This window comes from Microbacterium sp. NPDC077663 (genome assembly GCF_044542795.1).
Classification (GTDB): domain Bacteria; phylum Actinomycetota; class Actinomycetes; order Actinomycetales; family Microbacteriaceae; genus Microbacterium.
Genome location: NZ_JBITVE010000001.1, coordinates 191,643 through 214,274, shown reverse-complemented (window position 1 = coordinate 214,274; position 22,632 = coordinate 191,643). Strand labels below are relative to the sequence as shown.

Here is a 22,632-nt window from a genome sequence, read left to right as displayed (position 1 = left end):
TAACGGCATGACTCCGCGCGATCCAAACCCTCGCGTCGCCCGCCGGTCGAAGGACGACGTCGTCGACGCGGCGCTCGACCTCCTCGACCGCGTCGGCCTGCCCGATCTGTCGATGCGACGCCTGGCCGAGGAGCTGGGTGTGCAGCCGAGCGCGCTGTACTGGCACGTCGCCAGCAAGCAGGAGCTGCTGGCCTCTGTGAGCAGCCGCATCCTCGCCGCCGTCATCCTGCGGGCGAGCGACCCCGACGACCTCGAGGGCGCCGCGGTGACCCTCGGACGTCGGCTCCGCGACCGCCTGCTCGCCCATCGCGACGGCGCCGAAGTCGTCTCCAGCTCGCTCGCCCTCGGACTGGTCCCGTCACCGCTGCACGAGGCCCTGCGTCACGTCGACGGCTCCCCCGCGGCCGCCGTCGTCGCCGACGCGATCACGCACTACGTCGTCGGAGTCACCTTCCACGAGCAGCAGCGTCGCGCAGCGGATGCCTGGGGCGCTGCGGCATCCGAGGTCGCCGTGACCCCCGAGTCGGCCCTACGCCCCGCGGACGACGGTTTCGAGGCGGCGATGGCACTCATCGCGGGCGGCATCGCACCGTGGCGCGCGGACACCGAGCGGGTGCCCGGCGCCTAGGATGGCGTCATGCTCAGCAAGGGGGATCTGTGAGGCGTCGCGCGCGCACGGCCGCCCGCCCCGACCGCCACGGCAGGCACGGGCGCCTCGACCGCAGCCCTGTGGTCCGGCCGCCGCTGCCCGCGATCGAGACACGCGCCGAGAAGTTCGACCTGACCGTCACGACGGCGGTGGAGTTCCTGCGCAGTGCCTGGCCCGAACTGCGCGAGGTCCGATTCGACATCGGATGGATGCCCGAGGCCGCCGACGACGACGGGATCCCCCGCTGGGAGGTGCACAGCGAGCAGAAGCGCATCGTGCTGTTCCGCCTGCCGATCGAGCGGCTCGCCCGGCTGCACCGCAATGACGACCTCCACCGGCGCATGATGATCGAGAGCTGCGTCTTCCGCGCCGCCGCCGAGTACCTCGATCGCGACCCGTGGGACCTCGGTCCCGATCGTTTCCGGTTCTGACCCGCGCGGCGACCGGGGAGCCGATCAGCGCGGTCGGACCTCGACCGGCGCGGCAGCCGCATCGGCCGGAACGACGGCGTACCCGGCGATCGCGTCCGATGCGGTGAACGTCACGCCGGCACGCAGTGCGCCGCCCGCCGGATCGAGTCGATAGAGCCCGCCCGCCGCCAGATCCACCGACACCGAACCGCCCGCGGGGATGCGGACCTCGCGCGGCTCACCCGCCCCGGCGTCGTCCACGAGGACCGCTGCGACCTCCTCGGCACCCGGGTTCACGAGGGCGAGCTGCGGCCGCGGCCCGTCGGCGACCGCGACGAGGGTCGGGACGCTGATGTCGTCGGCCGTCCCGTACCAGGCGAAGTCGGAACCGGCATCCGCCCCCGTGGAGGCGTGCACGGCGGCGACGACCGGCGCATCCGCCTGCACCTCGACGCGGTAGCGCCCCTCGGGGAGGCTGTCGAGGTCGACTTCGATCGGCACTCCCGCCGTCAGCGCGAGGTCGGGGAACGTCGCCGCCGTCATCGAACCGCCGACCGGTGTCACCGTGACCGATGCGGTGGTGTCGTCGGACGGAGCGAGCAGGCGCACCGTGGTGTCGGTCGGCTCGTCACCGCCTCCGACGGCGGAGAACGCCGGGATCGTCTGAGAGGTCTGCGGCAGGCCGGTGGCACCGCCCTGGTCCACTCCCACGGGGACGAGCGTCCGGGTCAGCGTGGACTGGAGGACCGCGTGGACGGGTGCCTGCGTCGCCGACACCAGCACGACCGGGCTCGCCTCGCCGAGCGCGAGCGCCGCGAGCGGGACGATGCGTTGCTCCCCCGCGGGCACGAGGATGTTCGTTCCGGCTTCGGGAGCGACCCGCCCGTCGACGCCGAACACGGTGAGGTCGACCCGTGCGGCGACGTCGCCCGGGTTCGCGATCACCACGAGGTCGGACGCGCCGGTCAGTCCGCTCCCCGCAGCGAGCCAGGTCTCCATCGCGGGAGGCGCGCAGGTCGATGCCGCGAAGCCCACGAGGTCATCGGCCGTGACGCGGGCGGACTGCGCGGCGGCGAGGTCGGCACGCACCCGGTCGACGGGCTCGGCCGAGAACGACGGGATGGGATCCGCCCCCTCGATCGCCGAGGCGATCTCGCCGGCGACGGGGCCGGGCGAGCCCGCCGCCGTCCCAGAGACGACCTTCGCGCCGGCGGCGACCTGCAGGGCGCCGGGATCGTCGACGTCGCGCCCCGCCGCGACGATCGGACCGTCGCACGAGAGGACGGATGTCGCCGGCTCGGGCCGCGTCGTGATCGACAGCGTCGAGCGCTCCACGCCCTGCCAGGGTGTCGTGACGACGAAGAACGTCCCGGCCACGACGAGCAGGCTCACGACGGCCCCCACCCCGCGTCGGATGCGGCGCGCGGCGGTCACAGCCGGGCCCCTTCGCCGATGATGCGCGGATGACGGCGTCCGGCCCGGAGGCTCGCCCGGGTCGGGACGGCGAGCAGCAGCGCGATCACGATCACGCCGAGCTGCAGGAGGGCGACGCGCACCGAGTGCGGGCCCGAGGCATCGTCGACGGTGCGCTCGGCGATCGTGCCCTCCACGCTCCACAGGGTGCCCCGCGCCGTGTCGCCGACGCTCACCAGGTCGGCCCGCTGGTTCAGCAGGTTCTGCGCACCGAGGCGCGCCGCGCGCGCCACGTCGCTCTCGTCCGGCGCCTCCTCGAGGAGGACGTAGGCGATGCCGTGCCGCGCGAGATCCGAAACGACGTCCCCCGTGGCGGTGGAGACCAGATCGGCGGTCACGTGCGCGAGCTCCCGATCACCGGCGGTGAGCTCGGGCCGCGTGGACTGCACCGTGGTCTGCCCTCCCAGCGTCTCGCTCGCCCCCCACACCACGGAGGCGGAGTAGGCGGCATCCGCCTGTGCGGTCAGGACGAGGGTCGCCGTCTGCTCGCCGTCTCGTTCGCCCTCGCTCCCCGCGGTCTGCACGTAGGCGGGCAGCGTGCTCGAGGGGCCGTCGGTGAGTGCGGCATCCCCCCGGAGCACGGCCGTGAGGGCGGGGACGGCACCGACCGCGAGGAAGGCGATGACGACGGATGCAGCGACCGGCACGAGCGCGTCGACGCGGCGGAAACCGTCGAGTCCGGTGATCGCGGCCAGCACGAGTCCCGCCCACGCGAGGGACAGGGCGCTGCCCGGCCAGACGGTGACCGGGCCGGAGGCGGCCGCGGTCAGGGCGACACCCGACGCGAGCACCGCCGTCGCGACGCCGAGTGCGGCCGCGACGAGTGCGAGCGACGCGGGGAGGAGCCGGCCGAGGACGGGAGCGAGCAGTGCCAGGAGCAGGACGGGGGCGGTGAAGGCGGCCACCCACCAGGCACGACCGTCCTCCCCCAGGAACGGCAACCAGCCCGCACCGTCGGTCGACGGATAGCCGAACGCGAAGAGGATCCTGGGCAGCAGCCCGTCCGGGTTCCCCGTGACGGCGAGCGGCCGGCCCGGGTCGGCGAACACGGCGAGCGGGTCACCCGTCGTCACGTGGTACCAGACGAGAGGCAGGAACACGGCGACCGTCGGGATCACGAGCCAGGCGACGCGACCGGAGCCGCGCCCCCGCCGCACAGCGATGACGAGGATCAGTGCCAGGAGCCACAGGACGGCGACGGCGGGCGCGAGGGACGGTGCGCACGCGACCACGATGACGAGGATGATCGAGGCGAGTCCGGCGCTGCTCCAGGATCGCCGCGCCGCGGCCGCGGTGTAGACGAGCCACGGCAGCGCCAGGTGCAGGACGACGGCGGCAGGACGCCCCTCGATCAGCGCGACGAGGAAGGTCGGGGCGACCGCCCACGCGAAGGCCGCCGCGCACCGCAGCACGGAGCGCTCGGTGACGCGGGTCGCTGCGAACCAGCCACCGAGTGCGGCCAAGGGCAGTCCGAGCACCCAGAGGATCACGAGAGCGCGCGAGGGGGCCAGCGGCGAGAGCGATCCGATGAGGGCGACCACCGCCGCGAACGGGTCCGCAGGACCGACCGTGTCCCACCCGAGCGCGCGGGGTCCGTAGGCGGCGTCCGTCCACAGGGCGACGACACCGCTGCGCAGCGGGGCGAGACCTCCGCCGCCGAGCACGGGCCACGCCAGCAGGGCGCTGAAGGAGAGGAGCGAGGTGGCGAGGGCGCCGAGCACGACCCACGCCCCGCCGCCGCTGAAGAAGCGCAGCTCCTCGCGGGGTGCGGCCGCGGCATCCGCTTCGTCTTCGAGACGCTCGCGGAGGTCCCGCCGGCCGATGCGCAGCTGCGCGAGGGACGACCAGGACGTCGTGCGCGTGCGCCGGATCGTCCGCCGTGCACGGATGATCGAGGCGAGGCCCAGGAGGACGGACACCGACGCCGCCCACTCCGGGCCGATCCTTCCCGGGTTCTTCGCGACGAGGTGACCGAGGGTCCGCCACAGGGCGAGCGGAAGGAGCGACAGCCAGTGCAGCGGGACGACGGGTGCAGGGGCGTAGACGAGCCTTCGGTGCAACTGGGCCTTGCGTGCCGCGTACAGCCGGCGCCCACGCGCGCCCGCGGTGCGACCGCCGGGGATGCCCGCCACACCGTCGCCGGCGACGGCGACGATCGCGGTCGGCGCCAGGGCCACGCGTCCGCCTGCCAAGCGGGCGCGGATGCCGAGGTCGAGACCCTCGTCCGCCCCGGAGAGACCCGGATCGACGCCGCCGAGGGCCCGCCACACGGGTGTCCGCACGAGTGCGCCACGGATGTCCGTACCGAGCACGTCCTCGCCGGTGTCGTGCTGACCCTGATCCAGTTCCCCGTCGGCCAGACCCACCGTGCGGCCGGTGCGGGTCAGCGTGACCCCCAGGGAGACGATGCGGCTCGGGTCGTCCCAGGAGACGAGTTTGGGTGCGGCGAGCGCCACGGAGGGAGCCGTCTCGAGGGCCCCCGCCAGTCGGGCGAGGGCATCGGGCGCGGGCGCGGTGTCCTGCGCCAGCAACCAGACCGCGTCGCCGGATATCCGACGGCCGGCCAGGCGCAGCGCGTCGGCGAAGCCGGTGTTCCGACCCGCCACGATCACGGCTTCGGCTCCGGACTCGGAGGCGAGACGGGTCAGGGTCTCATCCGGTCCGCACAGCACTACGGTCAGCACGTCGGCACGGCGCGTCTGCGCGGCGAGCGCGCGGAGGGTGCGGCTCAGATGAAGATCCGTGGGGCCTCGTCCGTGGGGGCGGACGACGAGGATCGCGTGTACTCGGGCGGGCATGACCAGGTCAGCCTAGGTCGCGACCTCGCCGATACGCGGAGGCCGGGCGGGGTGGCGCAGATCGGTTCAGGATGCGCGACGCTTGAGCTTGCGCCGCTCGCGCTCGCTGAGTCCGCCCCAGATGCCGAACCGTTCGTCGTTCTGGAGCGCGTACTCGAGGCATTCGCCGCGCACGTCGCAGGACGTGCAGATCCGCTTGGCGTCGCGCGTCGATCCGCCCTTCTCCGGGAAGAACGCCTCGGGGTCGGTCTGCGCGCAGAGCGCATCCGCCTGCCATGCGAGTGCGGTGTCCTCATCGGTCTCGACGCGCCGGCGGACACCGGGGACCCCGAGGTTCACCGGGTCGACGAACCAATTCTCGGGAACGCCGGAACGGTAACCCGTCATCTTGCTCTCCCACCTGTAGACACTCGCCGCGGTGCGGCCGATGCCTAATTACACCCGTGTGATTCGCTCCGGTCAAGTCGCAAATCGTAAACCCTCAACCCGAGATTGAATCTTCTTGAGGGTCCCGGCGTGTCGCGCCGGTCAGGCGGAACGCCCGGGTTGCGCGAGGTACGCGACGCCGCTGCCCGACAGGGTGACCGACGACTCGTCCTGGGCGTAGGCGGCTGCGCCCGGAGTGAGCGTCAGCTCGCGCCGGGCGGCCGCCACGGCGACCTCGCCCGACACCGCGAGCACGATCGCGGGGCCACCGAGCCGGACGGTGACGGGGTCTCCGATGAGCGTGTAGCGCGAGAGCAGGAAGTCCGGGACCCCGGCGTCGAACACCTCACCGTCGCCCTCGCGCGCCGGGACCAGCAGCGGAGCGGGTCCGGGTTCGGTGTCGACGATGCGCAGGAGTTCCGGGACGTCGATGTGCTTCGGGGTCAGCCCCCCGCGCAGGACGTTGTCGCTGGCCGCCATGAGCTCGACGCCGAGGCCGTCCTGGTAGGCGTGGAGGACGCCGGCCGGCGCGAAGACCGCCTCCCCCGGTCGGAGGACGACGAGGTTCATGAGGAGGGCGACGACGATGCCCGCATCCCCGGGGAAGTCCCGCACGACGGCGCGGAGGACGTCGAGCTCCTGCTCGAAACCGAGCACCGCCGCATCCGCCACCGCATCCGACACATCGCGGACGATGTCGTCGGCACGACCGCTCAGCACCTCGTCGATGACACCGCGCAGGGCGGCCGACGCATCGGATCCCGCGAGTGCGGTGCGGAGCCGTTCGACACCGCCCGCGGCGCCCAGGCCGTCGAGCAGGCGCAGGGTCTCCGGCACGGGCCGCAGGCCGACGAGCGCACGGAAAGGATCGCTGAGGGCGACGATGATCTCGGGCTTGTGGTTGTCGTCGCGGTAGATCCGGTCGTCGGCGTCGCGCGGGATGCCGGCCGCCTCTTCCTCTTCGAAGCCCGCCCGCGCCTGCGCGAGGTCGGGGTGCGCCTGAATCGAGAGGGAGGACGACGCCGCGAGGATCTTCAAGAGGAAGGGTAACGGGGGTTCCCCCGCGGTCGCCCTCGCTTCGGGGAGGGACCGGCCGTCCCCGAGGCGCGCGGGGCTGCCGGGGTGGTCGCCGAACCAGACCTCGGCTTCGGGGCGACCGGTGGGCACACGCCCCTGCAGTGCAGCGATGGCGGACGGGGATCCCCAGGCGTAGTCGCGGGGCTCGTTCGAGAGGGTCTCCAGCACGCGATCAGCCTAGGGCGTGCGGCGGAACGTCCAGGGCTGCGCGATACCCTTCTGTCACCATGGCCGTCCACTCCTCGCACCCGGTCTCGGCGCCGCCGGCCGCCCCGCCGCGCGAGCGGACGAGCCACATCCTGTTGCGCGGATGGTGCATCGTCCTGCTGATCATCACGCTGTCGGGGACGGCGCTGCCTCTCGCGTTCGGCATCGAGATCGCCGCGGGCATCGGGATCGTCAGCTTCCTCCTCTCGGTCGCGCTGTGGGCCCTGATCCGCCCCCGCGTGCAGTGGCGGCGTCTGCCCTGGTACGCGCTCGCCTACCTGACCTTCGCCGTCCTCTCCCTCCTCTGGTCGCACTGGTTCGACGCGACACTCGCCACCGTCGCGCTGCTGATCGTGACCACCGTCGGGGCGCTGTTCGTCGGGGCGGTCCTCACCTGGCGCGAGATCGTGCGAGCCCTGGCATCCGCACTCAAATGGATGCTGGCGCTCTCGATCCTGTTCGAGCTCTGGGTGAGCCTCATCTGGGACGGCCCGATCCTGCCGCACTTCGTACGCCCCGACGGCCCCGTCGACGACCCGATCGTGCTGTGGTCGCGCGACAACCTGTTCGACGGCGGACGCATCCAGGGAATCTTCGGCAATGCGAACGCCCTCGCCTACGTCGCCCTCCTCGCGGTCGTGGTCTTCGCCATCCGGATCGCGTCCCGCGCCCCGCGTCGGCCCGTGCTCGCGCTCTGGATCGTCCTCGCGCTGTTCCTGTTCGTCCGGGCGGGATCCGCCACCGCCACGGTGTCGGCGATCGCCGTGGTCGTGGTCCTCATCACCGTGCTGGTCATGCGGACGACGACCCGAGCCGGCGAGCGCACCCGTTACTACCTGGTCTACGCCGTCGTCGCGGTCGGCGGGCTCGTCGCAGTGTGGCTCCTGCGCGACACGGTGTTCACGGCGCTGGGGCGGTCGAGCGATCTCACCGGACGCGAGTCGATCTGGGAGAAGGTCCTCGAACGGGCCGTGGAGCACCCGATCATCGGATGGGGCTTCTCGACGCCCTGGATCCCCACCGAGCCGGCGTTCGACCGCTGGATCGTCGACCACGGACAGACCGTCATGCAGGCGCACAACATGTGGGTCGACGTGTTCCTCCAACTGGGTGCCGTCGGAGTCGTTCTCATCGCCGCCGCCTATGTCGCCTTCATCTGGCGATCGTGGTTCTTCGCCGTCGACCGGCCCCGGTGGGACCTCGTCGCGGACCGGCCCTACACCGCGGTGACGCTCCTTCCGACCCTGACCGGCGCGATCCTGCTCGTGCAGGGACTCGCCGAATCGACCCCGCTGCTGAACTGGGGGTGGTTCCTGCTCATCCTCTTCGCGTTCAAGATCAAGCAGGCTCCCCTCGTGGGTCGGGGGCCGTCGGAGGAACGTCTCATCGGCGAACAGGGCGACAGGCCGTCCGAGCCATGAGGTTCGTGCGCGCGCTCCCCCGGCTGCTCTCCGCGCTGCAGACACCCGACGTCGCCGCCGCCTACACCCTCGTCACGATCGGAGCGCTGTTCTCGACGCACGCCCTCCGTCAGCTGATGGGCAACGCTGGATACGGCGCCGTCCTCAGTGGCCTCTGCCTCATCGGGGCGGGCATGATGATCGCCCGCCGCGCGGAGCTGCGTCTGATCCAGTTGATCCCGACCACGCTCCTGATGCTCCTACTCTGGCTGATCATCACGGCCGGATGGTCCGCCTTCGCCAGCGCGACCGTCACGGGATGGCTGCAGCTGGGGGCACCGACCTTCCTCGCCGTCGTGGTCGCGCAGTTCCGCGACACCCTGCAGACCGTCCGCGCCACCGGCGACGTCCTGCGCGTGCTGCTCGGGGTCTCGCTCGGACTCGAGATCCTCAGCGGCATCCTGCTCGATCTCCCCATCACCTTCCTCGGCATCGCGGGCAACCTCGCCGACGGCGGCCCCGTCCAAGGGATCTTCGGGACCCGTACCGTGCTGGGCGTGGTCACGATCATCGCGCTGGTGACCTTCCTCGTCGAGTGGCGGACCCGCTCGGTGAGCGCGGGCGTGGCGATCGGCTCGGTCACGCTCGCCGCCATCCTTGCGGTCTTCACCGCCTCGCCGATCGTCCTGGGGATGGTGATCGTGTCGGGAACGGCGACGGGGGCACTCGCCATCCTGCGTCGCGTCCCCGCCCGGGTGCGACCGGTCCTCCAGGGCGTGCTGGCCGCCGCGGTGATCGTCGGGCTCCTGCTCGTGTACGTCTTCCGCCGCCCGCTCGTGTACTGGCTGAACGCGGAACCCGACTTCTTCACCCGTTCCCGCCTGTGGAACGCGATCCTCGACATGTCGGCGCTGCGACCCGTGCAGGGATGGGGCTGGGTGGGCACCTGGCCCGATCACCTCTCCCCCTTCACCTACATCCGCCTGGTCGCCGGGCGCCCGCATGCGTCGGCGCTCAACGTCTGGATGGACGTGCTGCTGCAGGCCGGGGCCGTCGGGGTCGTGCTGCTCGTGGCCTTCGTCGGACTCGCGCTCGCCCGCGCGTGGGCGACGGCGAGCGAACGGCGCTCGACCGTCTACGTCTGGCCCGCGCTCGTGATCATCGTGCTGCTCTCCGACTCCATCGTGACGAGCTCGCCCCTCGGCGGCTTCGGGTGGTTCCTGCTCGTCCTGTGCGCGACGCAGGCATCCCTCGTCCGGGGATGGCGCCGCGAGCGACCTCTCCCCGCGGGCGCGCCGGACGCGCCCGACGCGTTCGGGCTCGGGTCACCGGCTTAGAATCGAGCGACACCCGCCACGACCCAGGAGGTTTCACGTGCGATTGCTTCGCAGGCACCTGCGAGGGAACGCTTTCCTGCAGAGGTGGCGATTCGGTCTGTGGATCGCTCTCTACGCGCTGGCTTCGCGGCTCGCGCGCGTGCAGGACGGTCGCACCCTCTTCCTGTCGGACTCCCGCACCGGCTTCTCGGGCAACATCGCCTTCCTGCGCGACGAGATCCGGCGCCAGCGTCCGGACGCCACGATCGTGGGGATCTTCAAGGCGAGCCTCGCCGATCGGCGTCCCCTCCGGGACTCGTTGCGCCTGCCGTGGCAGCTCGCGCGCGCGCAGACCATCGTGCTCGACGACTACTACCCGATGATCTACCCCCTGCAGATCCGGCCCGAGACGCGCCTGCTGCAGGTCTGGCATGCGGCCGGCGCGTACAAGAAGGTGGGCTGGAGCCGCGCAGGGCTTCCCGGCGGACCGCTCCCGGGTTCGGTCGCGCACCGCAACTACACGGATGCCACGGTGAGCTCGGAGGCGATCCGGCCCGATTATGCGGAGGCGTTCGACATGGACGTCGCGCGCGTCCACGCCCTGGGTGTGCCGCGCACCGACGTGTTCTTCGACACCGAGCTCATCTTGCGCACCGCCGACGAGGTTCGGAACCGGCTCGGCATCCGACCGGATCAGCGTCTGGCGGTCTTCGCGCCGACCTTCCGCGGCAACGGTCAGCTGAGCGCGCACTACGACGTCGACTGGGTGCCGTGGCTCGAGCTCATCGAAGAGCTGGGCGAGGAGTGGGTGGTGCTCGTGAAGCTGCACCCGTTCGTGGCCCGAGCCACCGCCGGCATCCCGTCGCACGAGCGGATCCTCGACGTCTCCGCGGAGCGGGAGCTCAACGAGCTCCTCATGGCCGCCGACGTGCTCGTCACGGACTATTCGTCAGCCATCTTCGAGTTCTCGCTGCTCGGTCGCCCCATGGTGTTCTTCTGCCCCGACGTGGAGGTCTACGCCGCGGAGCGCTCGTTCTACCACCCCTTCGAGGACTACCTCGCCGGCCCGCTGGTGACCGACGGTGCCGACCTCGCCGCGGCGATCCGCGACGCCCGCGCCGGCGAGGATCTGGCGACCTTCCGAGAGCGGTTCATGTCGGCGTGCGACGGGCGATCCACCGAGCGGATCGTGCGCGAGATGATCCTCACGCCCCGGCAGGTCCACGAGCGGCCCGCGATGCTCGACGACCCGCCCGTGCAGCCGACCCGCATCGACGGCCCGATCGGCCGGCACGTGTTCGCCGCACGCGTGGCCCGGACGGTGCTCGGCCTCTGTTACGCCCCTCTCAAACTGCTGCCGACGCGGCGCAAGGTCGTCATGATCAGCCGGGAGCACCCCGAGGAGACCGACGACTTCATCGACCTGCGCACGGCGATCGCCGCGATGGACCCGTCGGTGACGGTCGTCTCCCTCGTGCGGATGGTCCCGCCGGGCCTCGTGCGCAAGATCGGGTACGCCGCACACCTGCTGGTGCAGATGTACCACGTGGCCACCGCCCGGGTGCTGGTCGTCGACACCTACTCGATGGTCGCGAGCATGCTGCGGCACAAAGAGGAGCTGAGCGTCATCCAGATCTGGCACGCCCTCGGTGCCTTCAAGAAGTTCGGTCTGAGCATCCTGGGCACCGGAGAGGGACGCGACGAACGGCTCGCGACGGCCATGCGGATGCACGCGGGCTACGATCTCGTGCTCGCCAGCGGGGAGGCGTGCCGCGCACCCTACGCCGAGGCGTTCGGCACCGACGAAAGTCGGATCGTGGTCGCTCCCCTCCCCCGCGTGGACCGGCTCCGCGACGAGGAGCTGACGCGACGGACGCGCGAGCGGATCTATCGCCGGCACCCGCACCTCCGCGGCGCCCGCGTCGCGGTCTTCGCCCCGACGTTCCGCATCGAGGACACCGCGATGTCCGCCCCCGACGACGTGGTGGCCGCACTCGAGGCCATCGGCGTGCACGTGGTGGTGAAACTGCACCCCCTCATGACGCTGCGCGGAAGCGCCGTCGACACCGCCGAGGGATTCTCGACGCAAGAGATGCTCACCGTCGCCGACGTCTTCATCACCGACTACTCGTCGACCCTCTTCGAGGCCGCCGTCCGCGGGATCCCGACGTACTTCCTCGCCCCCGACCTCGACGAATACCTGGCGACGCGCGACTTCTACCTCGACTACCGCAGCGACCTGCCCGGCCCCGTGTGCACGACCGTCGACGAGCTCGCGGCCGCGGTCGCGGCGGACACCGCGACGGCGACGGATGCAGCGGCCTTCGCCGCTCGCTGGGTCGCCGAGACGAACGCCACCACCGGCCGCCCCTGCACCGCCCGGATCGCCCGACTCGTGCTCGACCGCGTGGCCGGCCGGGGTCCCGCAGACCCCCTCGCATAGGATGGTGCGGGCGTGCCCGCGCACGCCGCACCGATTCACGAGGAGCTCTCGCCGTGACCACAGCCCGCACCGTCGCCGTCGTCCTGGCCGGTGGCATCGGAGTCCGGGTGGGTCTCGGCATCCCCAAGCAGCTCATCAAGATCGCGGGCAAGGCGATCGTCGAGCACACCCTCGAGGCGCTCGAGAGCAGCCCGCACATCGACGAGATCGTCATCATGATGAACGCGGCGGCCATCGGGGAGCTCGACCACCTCGTCGACAGCGGCCGGTTCGCAAAGCTCACCCGCATCCTCCCCGGCGGCGAGACCCGTAACGACACGACGCAGCTGGCGATCGCCGCCCTCGAAGGCGACGACACGAAGGTCCTCTTCCACGACGCCGTTCGCCCCTTCATCGACGACCGCATCATCGAAGACTGCGTCCGAGCGCTCGACACCTACGAGGCCGTCGACACCGCGATCCCCTCGGCCGACACGATCATCCAGGTCGACGCCGATCGCCTGATCACCGCCATCCCGGACCGCTCGCTGCTGCGTCGCGGACAGACACCTCAGGCCTTCCGCCTCGGAACCATCCGGAAGGCGTACGAGATCGCGGCGACCGACCCGGGATTCCGCGCCACCGACGACTGCGGTGTCGTCTTCGCCTACCTGCCCGAGGTCCCCATCTACGTCGTCGACGGCACGGCCGAGAACATGAAGGTGACCGAGCCGATCGACGTCCACATCGCCGACAAGCTCTTCCAGCTCCAGTCCGCGAGCCTCTCGCTCGAGAGCATGACGACGGTCCCCGATCTGTCGGGTAAGGCCGTGGTCGTCTTCGGCGGCAGCTACGGGATCGGCGAGAGCATCGTCCAGCAGGCGACGGATGCCGGGGCCGTTGTCCACGAGTTCAGCCGCTCCTCGACGGGCACCGACATCCGCTCGGCGAAGGCCGTGCGATCCGCACTCGCCGAGGCGTACTCCCGGAGCGGCCGGATCGACGCCGTCATCGTCACCGCAGGAGTGCTGCGGATCGCTCCGCTGGTCGAGAGCCGGAAGCGCGACCTGAAGGACACGATCCAGGTGAACCTCATCGCGCCGGCGATCGTCGCGAGAGAGGCTCACCCCTACCTCGCCGAGACGGCGGGACAGGTCGTGCTGTTCACCTCGAGCTCGTACACCCGCGGCCGCGCCGGGTACAGCGCCTACTCCGCGACGAAGGCCGGTGTGGTGAACCTCACGCAGGCGCTCGCCGAGGAGTGGGAGGAGTCCCGGGTCCGGATCAACTGCATCAACCCGCAGCGCACCCGCACGCCTATGCGTACGCAGGCGTTCGGCGAGGAGCCGATCGACAGCCTCCTCGACCCCGCCGACGTCGCGCGCGTGACGCTGAACGTCGCGGCATCCGACCTGACGGGTCAGATCGTGACGGTCAACGTCGCGGCGATGCGCAACGCGGCCGGCTGACCGCCGCTCAGCCGCCGATCTGGTTGCGCTCGATCACGTCGAAGAACGCGCGGCAGACGTAGTAGTCCTCCGCGGTCGTGATCTTGATGTTCGAGCGCGGTCCGTCCACGCGGTACAGGGTGTGACCGTACCGTCGCAGCAGGCTGCACGTGTCGATCGAGTCGTTCTCGCCGTCGGCCACGGCCTGGTCGTAGACGCCGAGGACGGTGTCGAGACGTCCACTCTGCGGCGCCTGCGCCACGTAGAGGTGGTCGCGCGGGATGACCTCGTCGACGGCGCCGCTGGCCGAGGAGATGATCGTCTCGTTGAATTTCGTGCTGGTGATCGCCGGCCCCTGGGAACGCACGGTCTCGATGTTCGCCGAGATGACGTCGGCGTTGATGAGCGGGCGCACGCCGTCGTGCAGGAGGACGACGGTGTCGCCGGGTGCCTCGTTGGCGACCGCCCGCAGGGCGCGGTGCCGGGACTCCTGGCCCGTGGCGCCGCCGTCGACGATCCAGTTCACCTTCGTGAGCTCGTACCGCGCCACCAGACGGGCGAAACGGTCGCGCCACTCCGGCAGGATCGACACGGCGATGCGGTCGATCTCGGGGTGGTCCTGGAAGTGCTGCAGCGTGTGGACGATCAGCGGAGTGCCGTGGATCTCGAGGAACTGCTTGGGCAGGGTCGCCGAGGTCATGCGGGATCCGATCCCGCCGGCGAAAATGATGGCGATGTTCACGCGATCTCCTCTTCTGGGACGTCCTTCTCACTGGACTCGGCGGTGTTCACGGCGGAACGCTCGGTGGGCACCGGGCTCTCGGTGATCTTCTCGGTGTTCGGATTGCCGAGGATCAGCCAATCGATGACCCGATCGGCCGCACCGGTGTCGACGCGGTCGAAGTTGAGACGGCGGAACTCCGCGACCTTCTCCTGCTCGAATTCGCCGGTCCGGAGGGCGTCGAGCACGTCCTCGAACGTGTTCGCGACCCGTCCCGGCGCGGTCTCGTCGTAGTCGCGGTGGAACCCGCGGGTGGCCGCATAGTTCACCTTGTCGGGAGCGAAGAAGAGCATCGGCCGGTCCAGTAGCGAGAACTCGTAGATGATCGACGAGTAGTCCGTGATGAGGACATCCGTCGCGTGCAGGAGGTTCAGGCCGTCGGGATAGTGCGTGAAATCGAAGAAGCGGTCCTGATACTCCTCGGGTATCTCGATCGGATCCTTCACGAAGTGGTGCATGCGGAAGAGCACGACGGTGTCCTCGCCGCACACCTCGTACAGGGCGTCGAAGTCGATCTGGCTGTAGTCGTAGAACGCGGTGTAGATCGACCGGCCCCGGAACGTGGGCGCGAACAGCACGACCTTCTTGCCCGCGATCTGGGGGTACTCGGTGGCGAACTTCGCCAGGAACCGGTCGCGCAGCTCCGTGTCGAGGAACCAGTCGACGCGTGGCAGACCGGTCGGGATGACCGCTGCCTCCTCGATGCCGAACGCCTCTGCGTAGACGTGGCGCAGGTGCTCCGACCCCGTGATGGCGAAGGTGTACTGCCGATGCGGGTGCCACAGTTTGGGAGACCCGAGGTTGCCGAATCGGCTGTATCCGACGGACTTGAACCCGCTACCCGCGTGCCAGAGCTGGATCACCTTGGTGCGGGGGTCCATCCGCAGGCTCTTGAGGATGCCGAAGTAGTCGTCGAGCAGGACGATCTCGCTCGTCGCGAGCAGGTAGATGATCCGGAGCGTCGTCCCCCAGCCGCCCGCACGCGGAAGGCGGAACGAGTACTTCATGTCGAAGCGGTCCTGGAGCCCCCGCTCGACGATCCGCTCCTGCACGCGGCGGAGGTTGCCCTCGATGCGGACGCGCTGGTCGGAGGCGAAGAGGATGCGGCCCGGCTTCACTCCGACCGTGCGGGTGATCACCTGGTAGATCAACCCCGCATACCGCTGCTTCGCCGGGGCACCCAGGAAGAACGCTTTGAGGCGCTTGAACGGGCGGAACTTCTTCGGCTTCGGGCGGGAGCGGAACAGGTGGTAGCTCCGCATGAGGAAGTCGAGGCGCTCGAGGTCGACGGCGTTCTCGGCGATGCCGAACGACACCGTCGTGACGGCGCGGTTGCCGTCGTACAGGAAGACGCGGGAACCCTCGTCGAGTTCGAGCAGCGAGCGGCCGTCGAAGCGTGCCGGTGCGACCCGCTCGCCGTGCGCGAACATGACGATGCGCCAGGTCCCGTTCGGAATCGCCTGACGATCACGGAACGTGGGGACGTCGACGTGCAGCTCGTACGCGCCCGGCCCGACCGCCGTGAAGGGCACCGGGATGCGGCGCTTGCCGTCGATGAGCCGGAAGTCCACCGCGGGCGCCGGCACCTCACCCCACTCGGGTTCGAGCGGGGTCCAGGAACCGGTCTGGACGACGGACACCCGGATGGTCAGCTTCGCCCGTTCCCAGACCAGCGAATCGACCGTGACGTCGAAGGGCGGGGCGGGACGCACGAACTCGACCGCGTCGACGGGGCCGAGGGATGCCGGGGGCACGACGGCGCCGGTCACGGACGAGCCCCCGCTTCGCGCTCCTCGTGCCAGGCGAGCGTTCGATCCAGACCCCTCTGCAGACCGACGTGGGGGGTCCAGCCGAGTCCGCGCAGACGGGCGTCGTCGAGACCCTGACCCTTGACGGAGTTGTACCGGCTGAGGTCGACGCCGTCCGCGAAGCGCACGCGGAGGTTCTTCCCGGGTCGCGCCTGGGTGAAGGCCTCGGCCAGCTCACGGATGCTGATGAACCCGTCGCGGTCGGAGATGTTGTACGCCGTGTCCTCGCCCAGGAGGATCGCCGCGAACATGCCCGAAACGGCATCTGCGAGGTAGGTATAGGTGCGGCGCGCGCTGCCGTCGCTGTTGAGAGTGATGTCGCGACCGGCGAGGACGTCGGCGGCGAAGTCCGCCTGCACACGTCCGTCGTCGAGCGCCATCACCGGACCGTAGATGTGGCCGAACCGACCGATCGTGATCGGGACGCCGTACTGCGCGTGGTAGCTGACCGCGATCGTCTCGGCGGCGCGCTTGCCCTCGGTGTACGAGGCGCGGGGGTTCAGGATGTCGACCGAGCCGTACTCGTCCTCCGCCACGAGGGATCCATCGGAGACGCGCTGCCCGTACACCTCTGCGGACGACATCATGACGAAGCGGGCGCCCTCCGATGCGACGCACAGATCGAGCAGGCCGAAGGTGCCGGTGACGTTGGCGCGGATGGTGTCGACGGGGCTGGCGGCGTGGAGCGCCGGCCGCGCGGGCGATGCGCCATGGATGACGAGGTCGACGGTGCGGTCCAGGACGATCCGCTCCCGCACGTCGCCCTGCACCAGCACGAGGTCGTCCCGTTCGGCGACCGGTCCCATCAGGCGGCGGGCCTTGTCGAGGTCGCGCACCAGCGCGAGGACGGTGATTCCGGCATCCCGTGCATCGTTCAGACCCAGCAGCGTGAACACCGCGTAGGACGGGATCATCCCGGCGGCGCCGGTCACGAGGACCGTGGCGCCTGCGAGCTTCTCCCAAGGGAGCGGCTGCCCGATGATCTCGCCGATGTCACCGTCGATGGTGGCGCTCCCGGTCACACGGAGGACGGGAGCCGTCGCGGTCGATCCGTCGCCACGGACTGTCTGTTCAGGCATTTTGCCGATTCTACGGCACCGGTCCGCGAGGGCCCTGAGCGACGGACCCCTCAGCGGATGCCGAGTCGGCGGAGGACCTTGCCGACCGTGCGGCGGAGGGTCGGTGTCGGTTCCGACGCCCGCACCGGCGCGCCGTCCGTCGACGGTCGCGTGCTCCGTTCGAGGACGCGACGGTCGCCGGTCGCGCGCACCATCCAGGTGCCCGGTCCCTCGGGAGCTCGATCGCCGACGCGGAGCTCGACGGTGTCGCGTCCCACCCCGGGCACCATGAGACGGGCCGCACCCTCGGCGACCTCCAGCCGCGCGGGGACCTCGGAGGCCTTCTCTGCACCGGGCTTCCAGACGGAGACCACCGACGCGACGCTTCCGGCCCCGTCGTGACGACCGGCGAGGTCGATGATCAGCCCATCGTGCTCGAACCGGGCGGCGGTCGGAATCAGTCGGCGGACCGCCTCGCGCTCACCGCCGGGGATGATCGTCGCATTGCCGCCGTCGTTGGGGTAGACGAGATGGAGCCGGCCCGAGGTGACCGTCACGGACGCCGGGATCGTCGACTGGACGGCGCGGTCCGTCGAGCTGTTTCCGAAGCGGGCATGCAGGTGCAGATCCCAGTGGGTGGCGCGATCGAGCGGAGCGCCCGACGCCGCGGAGACGGGGTCGACCGTGAACGCGGCGGTGGCGGAGACCCGCACGGCGCCGTCGGCGTCGTCCTCGACACGCACATCGCTCGCCGAGGGGAGCTCCCAGGCGATGCGCGAACGCCGCGACCTCACCAGAGGGGTGAACGCGATCGCCGCCACGTCGCCGGTCATGTCCGTCGCATCATCGCTCACGAGCTCGCGGACGTTGTCCGGGAGTACCTTCCGGATACGGTCTCCCTCGCGGCGGAGGGCGGGCTCGTTCCCCTTCGAATCCGACCAGGTCACGTCCGTCGCGACGTGGAGCACGCCGCCGCGCCACTCCACCGACGTCGCACGCGACCAGCCCGGGATGGCGGCGTCGGACACGCAAATGCCTTCGAGGAGATCCTGACGGCCGGCGCGCAGCAGCTCGGCGCGCACCCGCTTGGAGGAGTTCATCCTGTCCTCGAGGCGGATGTAGTCGAACTGCTCCTGCACGGCCTGCGCCTGTTCGAACATGAACGCCCGCTGCGTCGGAGTGCGGGTGACGTACTTCATGTCGAAGACCCCGATGACCCGGTTGCTGTACTGGTGCAGTTCGAGCTGCTCCCGCTGCAGGCGGTTCTCCTCGCCGGGGAGGTCGTCGATCACCGCCTGACACACCCTCGGCAGCCAGCGCCAGAAGTCCTCACCGTGCTTGACGAAGGTCGTGGAGCCGCTCCCCTTCGTGGTGACCCAGTGGTAGTAGGGCACGGAGCTCAACGTCGAGATCACCTTCGCGTGCCTCGCGACGAGAATGTTGAAGAAGATGTCCTCCCACAGCACGCGCTTGCCCTCGACGAAGCGGATGCCGTGCTCGTTGAGGAACGCGCGACGGTACATCTTGTGCGGGTTCATCGGGATCAGCGGGTGGACGTCGGGACGCCCGATGGACTGCGGCCGGTCGTGGTCGTACGTCCCCATCGCCCACGACGGCGACGTCGTCCGCGCCTCTTTGCCGTTCACGACGTCCGCGCCGTGCTCCGCACCGAACTCGTACGCCGCGCGGAGCGCATCGGGATAGAGCTCGTCGTCGTGGTCCATGAAGGCCACGTACTCGCCCCGGGCGAGATCGATCCCCACGTTGCGGGGCTTCGAGGGCCACCCCGAGTTCTCGATGGGCTCCACCCGCACGTGGGGGCGCGTCGCTGCGAGCTCGGTCACGCGCTCCAGTGTGTCGTCGGGGGATCCGTCGTCGACGAAGATCACCTCGAACTCCGACGTCGGCAGCGTCTGCCGGTCCAGTGACCCGATGAGCCGGGCCAGTCCCTCGGGAGGTGTCTTGTAGGTGGGCACGACGACCGAGACCTTGATCACCAGGCCATGTTACGGGCGCGCCGGGTCGTCGCCCAGGATTTCGCGGTGCGGGCGGCTGACGCTCCTGTGGAACGATGGGTGCCATGAAGGGCATCATTCTCGCGGGCGGTTCGGGGACGCGTCTGCATCCGATCACGTTGGGCGTGTCGAAGCAGTTGATCCCGGTGTACGACAAGCCGATGATCTACTACCCGTTGTCGACGTTGATGCTGGCGGGGATCCGGGACATCCTCATCATCACGACGCCGCACGATGCGGAGCATTTCCGGCGTCTGCTGGGTGATGGGTCGCAGTTCGGGGTGCGGTTGTCGTTCGCGCAGCAGCCGTCGCCGGATGGGTTGGCGCAGGCGTTCACGATCGGTGCGGATCACATCGGTGACGACAAGGTCGCTCTCGTGCTGGGTGACAACCTGCTGTACGGTCCGGGGCTCGGGTCGCAGTTGGCGAGGTTCCGGGAGGTCGACGGCGGTGCGGTGTTCGCGTACTACGTGGGCGAGCCCGAGGCGTACGGGGTGGTCGAGTTCGACGACGCCGGGAAGGCGATCTCGTTGGAGGAGAAGCCCGCACAGCCGAAGTCGAACTATGCGGTGCCGGGGCTGTACTTCTACGACAACGACGTCGTGCAGATCGCTCGGGACCTGCAGCCCTCGCCGCGCGGGGAGTACGAGATCACCGACGTCAACACGGCGTATCTGGCGGCGGGGAAACTGCAGGTGCAGGTGCTCCCCCGCGGGACGGCGTGGCTGGACACGGGGACCTTCGATCAGATGCTGGATGCCGGTGAGTACGTCCGCACGATCGAGCGTCGCACGGGCCTGAAGATCGGGGTTCCCGAGGAGGTCGCCTGGCGGCAGGGGTTCCTCACCGACGACCAGCTGCACGAGCGGGCGCAGAAGCTCGTGAAATCCGGGTACGGCACGTACCTGCTCGACATCCTGAACAGAGGTCTGTGACCATGTCTCACCTTCTCGTCACCGGTGGTGCCGGTTTCATCGGGTCGAACTTCGTCCACCATGTGATCGCGCACACCGACCACACCGTGACCGTGCTCGACAAACTGACCTATGCGGGCAACGAGGCGTCCCTGGCAGGGCTCCCCGAGGACCGGGTGGATCTGGTCGTGGGCGACATCGCCGACGCCGAGCTCGTCGACGGGCTGTTCGAGAAGGCGGATGCCGTCGTCCACTACGCGGCGGAGTCCCACAACGACAACTCCCTCCACGACCCGCGTCCGTTCCTGGACACCAACATCATCGGGACGTACACGCTGCTGGAGGCCGCCCGTCGGCACGACACCCGGCTGCACCACATCTCCACCGACGAGGTGTACGGCGACCTCGAGCTCGACGACCCGGCCCGGTTCACCGAGCACACGCCCTACAACCCGTCCTCCCCGTACTCGTCCACCAAGGCCGGCAGCGACCTGCTGGTGCGCGCCTGGGTGCGTTCGTTCGGCGTGCGCGCGACGATCAGCAACTGCTCCAACAACTACGGCCCCTACCAGCACGTGGAGAAGTTCATCCCCCGTCAGATCACCAACGTGATCCGCGGGATCCGTCCCAAGCTGTACGGCAAGGGCGAGAACGTGCGCGACTGGATCCACGCCGACGACCACTCCTCCGCCGTGCTCACCATCCTCGACAAGGGGCAGATCGGCGAGACCTACCTCATCGGCGCCGACGGCGAGAAGGACAACAAGACCGTCGTCGAACTCATCCTCCAGCTCATGGGCCAGTCGCCCGACGCGTACGACCACGTCACCGACCGCGCCGGTCACGACCTGCGCTATGCGATCGACTCCACCAAGCTCCGCACCGAACTCGGCTGGACCCCCACCTACCAGGACTTCGAGGCCGGCCTCGCCGCGACCATCGACTGGTACCAGGACAACGAGGCATGGTGGGCACCCACCAAAGACGGCGTCGAAGCCTTCTACGCCACGAAGGGCCAGTGAGCGTGACGGAGTTCGGCAAGGCGCTGACGCCGACCGAGACGGGCATCCCGGGACTCGTCCTCTGGGACCTGCCCGTGCACGGCGATAGCCGCGGCTGGTTCAAAGAGAACTGGCAGCGGGAGAAGATGACCGCCGCCGGCCTCGCCGACTTCGGGCCGGTGCAGAACAACATCTCGTTCAACGATGCGGTCGGGACGACCCGCGGCATCCACGCCGAGCCCTGGGACAAGTGGGTGTCCGTGGCGACGGGCCGGATCTTCGGGGCGTGGGTCGACCTGCGCGAAGGCCCCACCTTCGGCACGGTCTTCACGGCGGAGCTCGACCCGTCGCGGGCGATCTTCGTGCCCCGCGGCGTGGGCAACTCGTACCAGACCCTCGAACCCGACACGGCGTACACCTATCTCGTCAACGACCACTGGTCGCCCGAGGCGTCATACTCCTTCCTCAACCTCGCCGACGAGACGGCCGCGATCGACTGGCCGATCCCCCTGGCCGATGTCGAGATCTCGGCGAAGGACCTGGCGCACCCGCGACTGGCCGACGTCGTTCCGATCCCGCCGAAGAAGACCCTCGTGGTCGGTGCGAACGGGCAGTTGGGGCTCGCTCTTCGCTCCGCCTACGCGGATGACGCGAGCGTCGAGTTCGCCGGCCGCGCCGAGCTCGACCTCTCGGGCGACCTCACCGAGGCGCGCCGCTGGCGCGATTACGGCACGATCATCAACGCCGCCGCGTACACGTCGGTCGACGCCGCCGAGACCGATCGCGTCGGCGCGTGGGCGGGCAACGTCGCCGCCGTCGCGCAGCTGGCGCGCATCGCCGCGGAGAACGGCATCACGCTCGTCCACGTCTCCAGCGACTACGTCTTCGACGGGAGCGCCGACGCCCCCTATGCCGAGGATGAGCCCGTCGCCCCCCTCGGGGTCTACGGGCAGACCAAAGCGGCCGCCGACGCGATCGTCGGGGCCGTGCCGCGTCACTACATCGTCCGCACGTCGTGGGTGATCGGCGAGGGCAAGAACTTCGTCCGCACCATGGCCTCGCTCGCGGAGCGGGGGATCTCCCCTTCGGTCGTCGACGACCAGATCGGGCGTCTGACCTTCACTGACGAGCTCGCCGGCGGCATCCGCCACCTCATCGCCACCGCCGCGCCGTACGGGACCTACAACCTCACCGGCGCCGGGGCTCCGGCCTCATGGGCGGAGATCGCCGGCGAGGTGTACGAGCTCACCGGGCACGACCGTGACGCGGTCACCGGCGTGTCGACGGACGCGTACTTCGCGAATGCCGATCATCCGGTCGCACCGCGCCCGCGATGGTCCGTGCTCGATCTCGGCAAGATCGAGGCGGCCGGGTACACCGCGCGCGACTGGCGCGAAGCCCTCCGCGACTACCTGGGCTGACCGAGCGG

Annotated in this window: 17 protein-coding genes; 9 read left to right on the top strand and 8 right to left on the bottom strand. The window is 70.1% G+C overall.

Annotation, left to right across the window (positions count from 1 at the left end):
• The first annotated feature begins 7 nt into the window (after window positions 1–7).
• Both ACIGEP_RS00965 and ACIGEP_RS00960 read left to right on the top strand, forming a co-directional pair.
• The gene (locus ACIGEP_RS00965; protein WP_396659765.1) at window positions 8–628 is read left to right on the top strand and encodes a TetR family transcriptional regulator; all 621 of its coding nucleotides are present in this window, start codon (window positions 8–10) and stop codon (window positions 626–628) included.
• A gap of 29 nt (window positions 629–657) precedes the next feature.
• The gene (locus ACIGEP_RS00960; protein ID WP_396659764.1) at window positions 658–1,080 is read left to right on the top strand and encodes a metallopeptidase family protein; all 423 of its coding nucleotides are present in this window, start codon (window positions 658–660) and stop codon (window positions 1,078–1,080) included.
• A 24-nt stretch (window positions 1,081–1,104) separates the two neighbouring features.
• Here ACIGEP_RS00960 and ACIGEP_RS00955 read toward each other — a convergent pair whose 3' ends face one another.
• From ACIGEP_RS00955 to manA, 4 genes are all read right to left on the bottom strand, one after another.
• Window positions 1,105–2,493, bottom strand: coding sequence for a DUF5719 family protein (locus ACIGEP_RS00955; protein WP_396659763.1), 1,389 nt, complete (start codon window positions 2,491–2,493; stop codon window positions 1,105–1,107).
• A complete protein-coding gene (locus ACIGEP_RS00950) occupies window positions 2,490–5,330 on the bottom strand; it encodes a glycosyltransferase (protein WP_396659762.1) in 2,841 nt (946 codons plus the stop codon). Before ACIGEP_RS00950 ends, ACIGEP_RS00955 begins: the two co-directional genes overlap by 4 nt.
• 66 nt (window positions 5,331–5,396) lie before the next feature.
• The gene (locus tag ACIGEP_RS00945) at window positions 5,397–5,717 is read right to left on the bottom strand and encodes a WhiB family transcriptional regulator (protein WP_082886057.1); all 321 of its coding nucleotides are present in this window, start codon (window positions 5,715–5,717) and stop codon (window positions 5,397–5,399) included.
• Window positions 5,718–5,858: 141 nt separating this feature from the next.
• Complete coding sequence (manA, locus tag ACIGEP_RS00940) at window positions 5,859–7,001, bottom strand: mannose-6-phosphate isomerase, class I (RefSeq protein ID WP_396659761.1); 1,143 nt, start codon at window positions 6,999–7,001, stop codon at window positions 5,859–5,861.
• Between the two features lie 59 nt (window positions 7,002–7,060).
• On the opposite strand from manA, the gene ACIGEP_RS00935 reads away from it, so the two are divergent.
• The 4 genes from ACIGEP_RS00935 to ACIGEP_RS00920 are packed head-to-tail and all read left to right on the top strand — an operon-like array spanning window position 7,061 to window position 13,647.
• The gene (locus tag ACIGEP_RS00935; RefSeq protein WP_396659760.1) at window positions 7,061–8,461 is read left to right on the top strand and encodes an O-antigen ligase family protein; all 1,401 of its coding nucleotides are present in this window, start codon (window positions 7,061–7,063) and stop codon (window positions 8,459–8,461) included.
• A 5-nt stretch (window positions 8,462–8,466) separates the two neighbouring features.
• Window positions 8,467–9,777, top strand: coding sequence for an O-antigen ligase family protein (locus tag ACIGEP_RS00930; RefSeq protein ID WP_396659759.1), 1,311 nt, complete (start codon window positions 8,467–8,469; stop codon window positions 9,775–9,777).
• A gap of 37 nt (window positions 9,778–9,814) precedes the next feature.
• The gene (locus tag ACIGEP_RS00925) at window positions 9,815–12,199 is read left to right on the top strand and encodes a CDP-glycerol glycerophosphotransferase family protein (RefSeq protein ID WP_396659758.1); all 2,385 of its coding nucleotides are present in this window, start codon (window positions 9,815–9,817) and stop codon (window positions 12,197–12,199) included.
• A gap of 53 nt (window positions 12,200–12,252) precedes the next feature.
• Entirely contained in the window at window positions 12,253–13,647 is a 1,395-nt protein-coding gene (locus ACIGEP_RS00920) for an SDR family NAD(P)-dependent oxidoreductase (RefSeq protein ID WP_396659757.1), read from the top strand.
• Window positions 13,648–13,654: 7 nt separating this feature from the next.
• On the opposite strand, the gene ACIGEP_RS00915 is transcribed toward ACIGEP_RS00920, so the two are convergent.
• The 4 genes from ACIGEP_RS00915 to ACIGEP_RS00900 are packed head-to-tail and all read right to left on the bottom strand — an operon-like array spanning window position 13,655 to window position 19,270.
• On the bottom strand, window positions 13,655–14,368 hold the full coding sequence (locus tag ACIGEP_RS00915) for a 2-C-methyl-D-erythritol 4-phosphate cytidylyltransferase (protein ID WP_396659756.1): 714 nt from the start codon (window positions 14,366–14,368) through the stop codon (window positions 13,655–13,657).
• The gene (locus tag ACIGEP_RS00910; RefSeq protein ID WP_396659755.1) at window positions 14,365–16,176 is read right to left on the bottom strand and encodes a CDP-glycerol glycerophosphotransferase family protein; all 1,812 of its coding nucleotides are present in this window, start codon (window positions 16,174–16,176) and stop codon (window positions 14,365–14,367) included. The genes ACIGEP_RS00915 and ACIGEP_RS00910 overlap by 4 nt, the downstream gene beginning before the upstream one ends.
• Complete coding sequence (locus tag ACIGEP_RS00905; RefSeq protein WP_396659754.1) at window positions 16,173–17,294, bottom strand: NAD-dependent epimerase/dehydratase family protein; 1,122 nt, start codon at window positions 17,292–17,294, stop codon at window positions 16,173–16,175. Before ACIGEP_RS00905 ends, ACIGEP_RS00910 begins: the two co-directional genes overlap by 4 nt.
• A gap of 50 nt (window positions 17,295–17,344) precedes the next feature.
• On the bottom strand, window positions 17,345–19,270 hold the full coding sequence (locus tag ACIGEP_RS00900) for a glycosyltransferase family 2 protein (RefSeq protein WP_396659753.1): 1,926 nt from the start codon (window positions 19,268–19,270) through the stop codon (window positions 17,345–17,347).
• 83 nt (window positions 19,271–19,353) lie between these two features.
• Between ACIGEP_RS00900 and rfbA the strand changes: the two genes are divergently transcribed.
• The 3 genes from rfbA to ACIGEP_RS00885 are packed head-to-tail and all read left to right on the top strand — an operon-like array spanning window position 19,354 to window position 22,624.
• A complete protein-coding gene (gene rfbA / locus ACIGEP_RS00895; RefSeq protein WP_396659752.1) occupies window positions 19,354–20,223 on the top strand; it encodes a glucose-1-phosphate thymidylyltransferase RfbA in 870 nt (289 codons plus the stop codon).
• A gap of 2 nt (window positions 20,224–20,225) precedes the next feature.
• A complete protein-coding gene (rfbB, locus tag ACIGEP_RS00890) occupies window positions 20,226–21,224 on the top strand; it encodes a dTDP-glucose 4,6-dehydratase (RefSeq protein WP_396659751.1) in 999 nt (332 codons plus the stop codon).
• Window positions 21,221–22,624 carry a sugar nucleotide-binding protein gene (locus ACIGEP_RS00885; protein ID WP_396659750.1) on the top strand — a complete coding sequence of 468 codons (1,404 nt, stop codon included), beginning with the start codon at window positions 21,221–21,223 and terminating at the stop codon, window positions 22,622–22,624. The genes rfbB and ACIGEP_RS00885 overlap by 4 nt, the downstream gene beginning before the upstream one ends.
• The last annotated feature ends 8 nt before the right edge of the window (window positions 22,625–22,632 follow it).

Bases quoted from the DNA above. Each gene is read 5' to 3' on its own strand.
- ACIGEP_RS00965 (WP_396659765.1), top strand. From the start codon at position 8: ATGACTCCGCGCGATCCAAACCCTCGCGTCGCCCGCCGGTCGAAGGAC.
- ACIGEP_RS00950 (WP_396659762.1), bottom strand. From the start codon at position 5,330: ATGCCCGCCCGAGTACACGCGATCCTCGTCGTCCGCCCCCACGGACGA.
- ACIGEP_RS00945 (WP_082886057.1), bottom strand. From the start codon at position 5,717: ATGACGGGTTACCGTTCCGGCGTTCCCGAGAATTGGTTCGTCGACCCG.
- ACIGEP_RS00935 (WP_396659760.1), top strand. From the start codon at position 7,061: ATGGCCGTCCACTCCTCGCACCCGGTCTCGGCGCCGCCGGCCGCCCCG.
- ACIGEP_RS00905 (WP_396659754.1), bottom strand. From the start codon at position 17,294: ATGCCTGAACAGACAGTCCGTGGCGACGGATCGACCGCGACGGCTCCC.
- rfbA (WP_396659752.1), top strand. From the start codon at position 19,354: ATGAAGGGCATCATTCTCGCGGGCGGTTCGGGGACGCGTCTGCATCCG.
- rfbB (WP_396659751.1), top strand. From the start codon at position 20,226: ATGTCTCACCTTCTCGTCACCGGTGGTGCCGGTTTCATCGGGTCGAAC.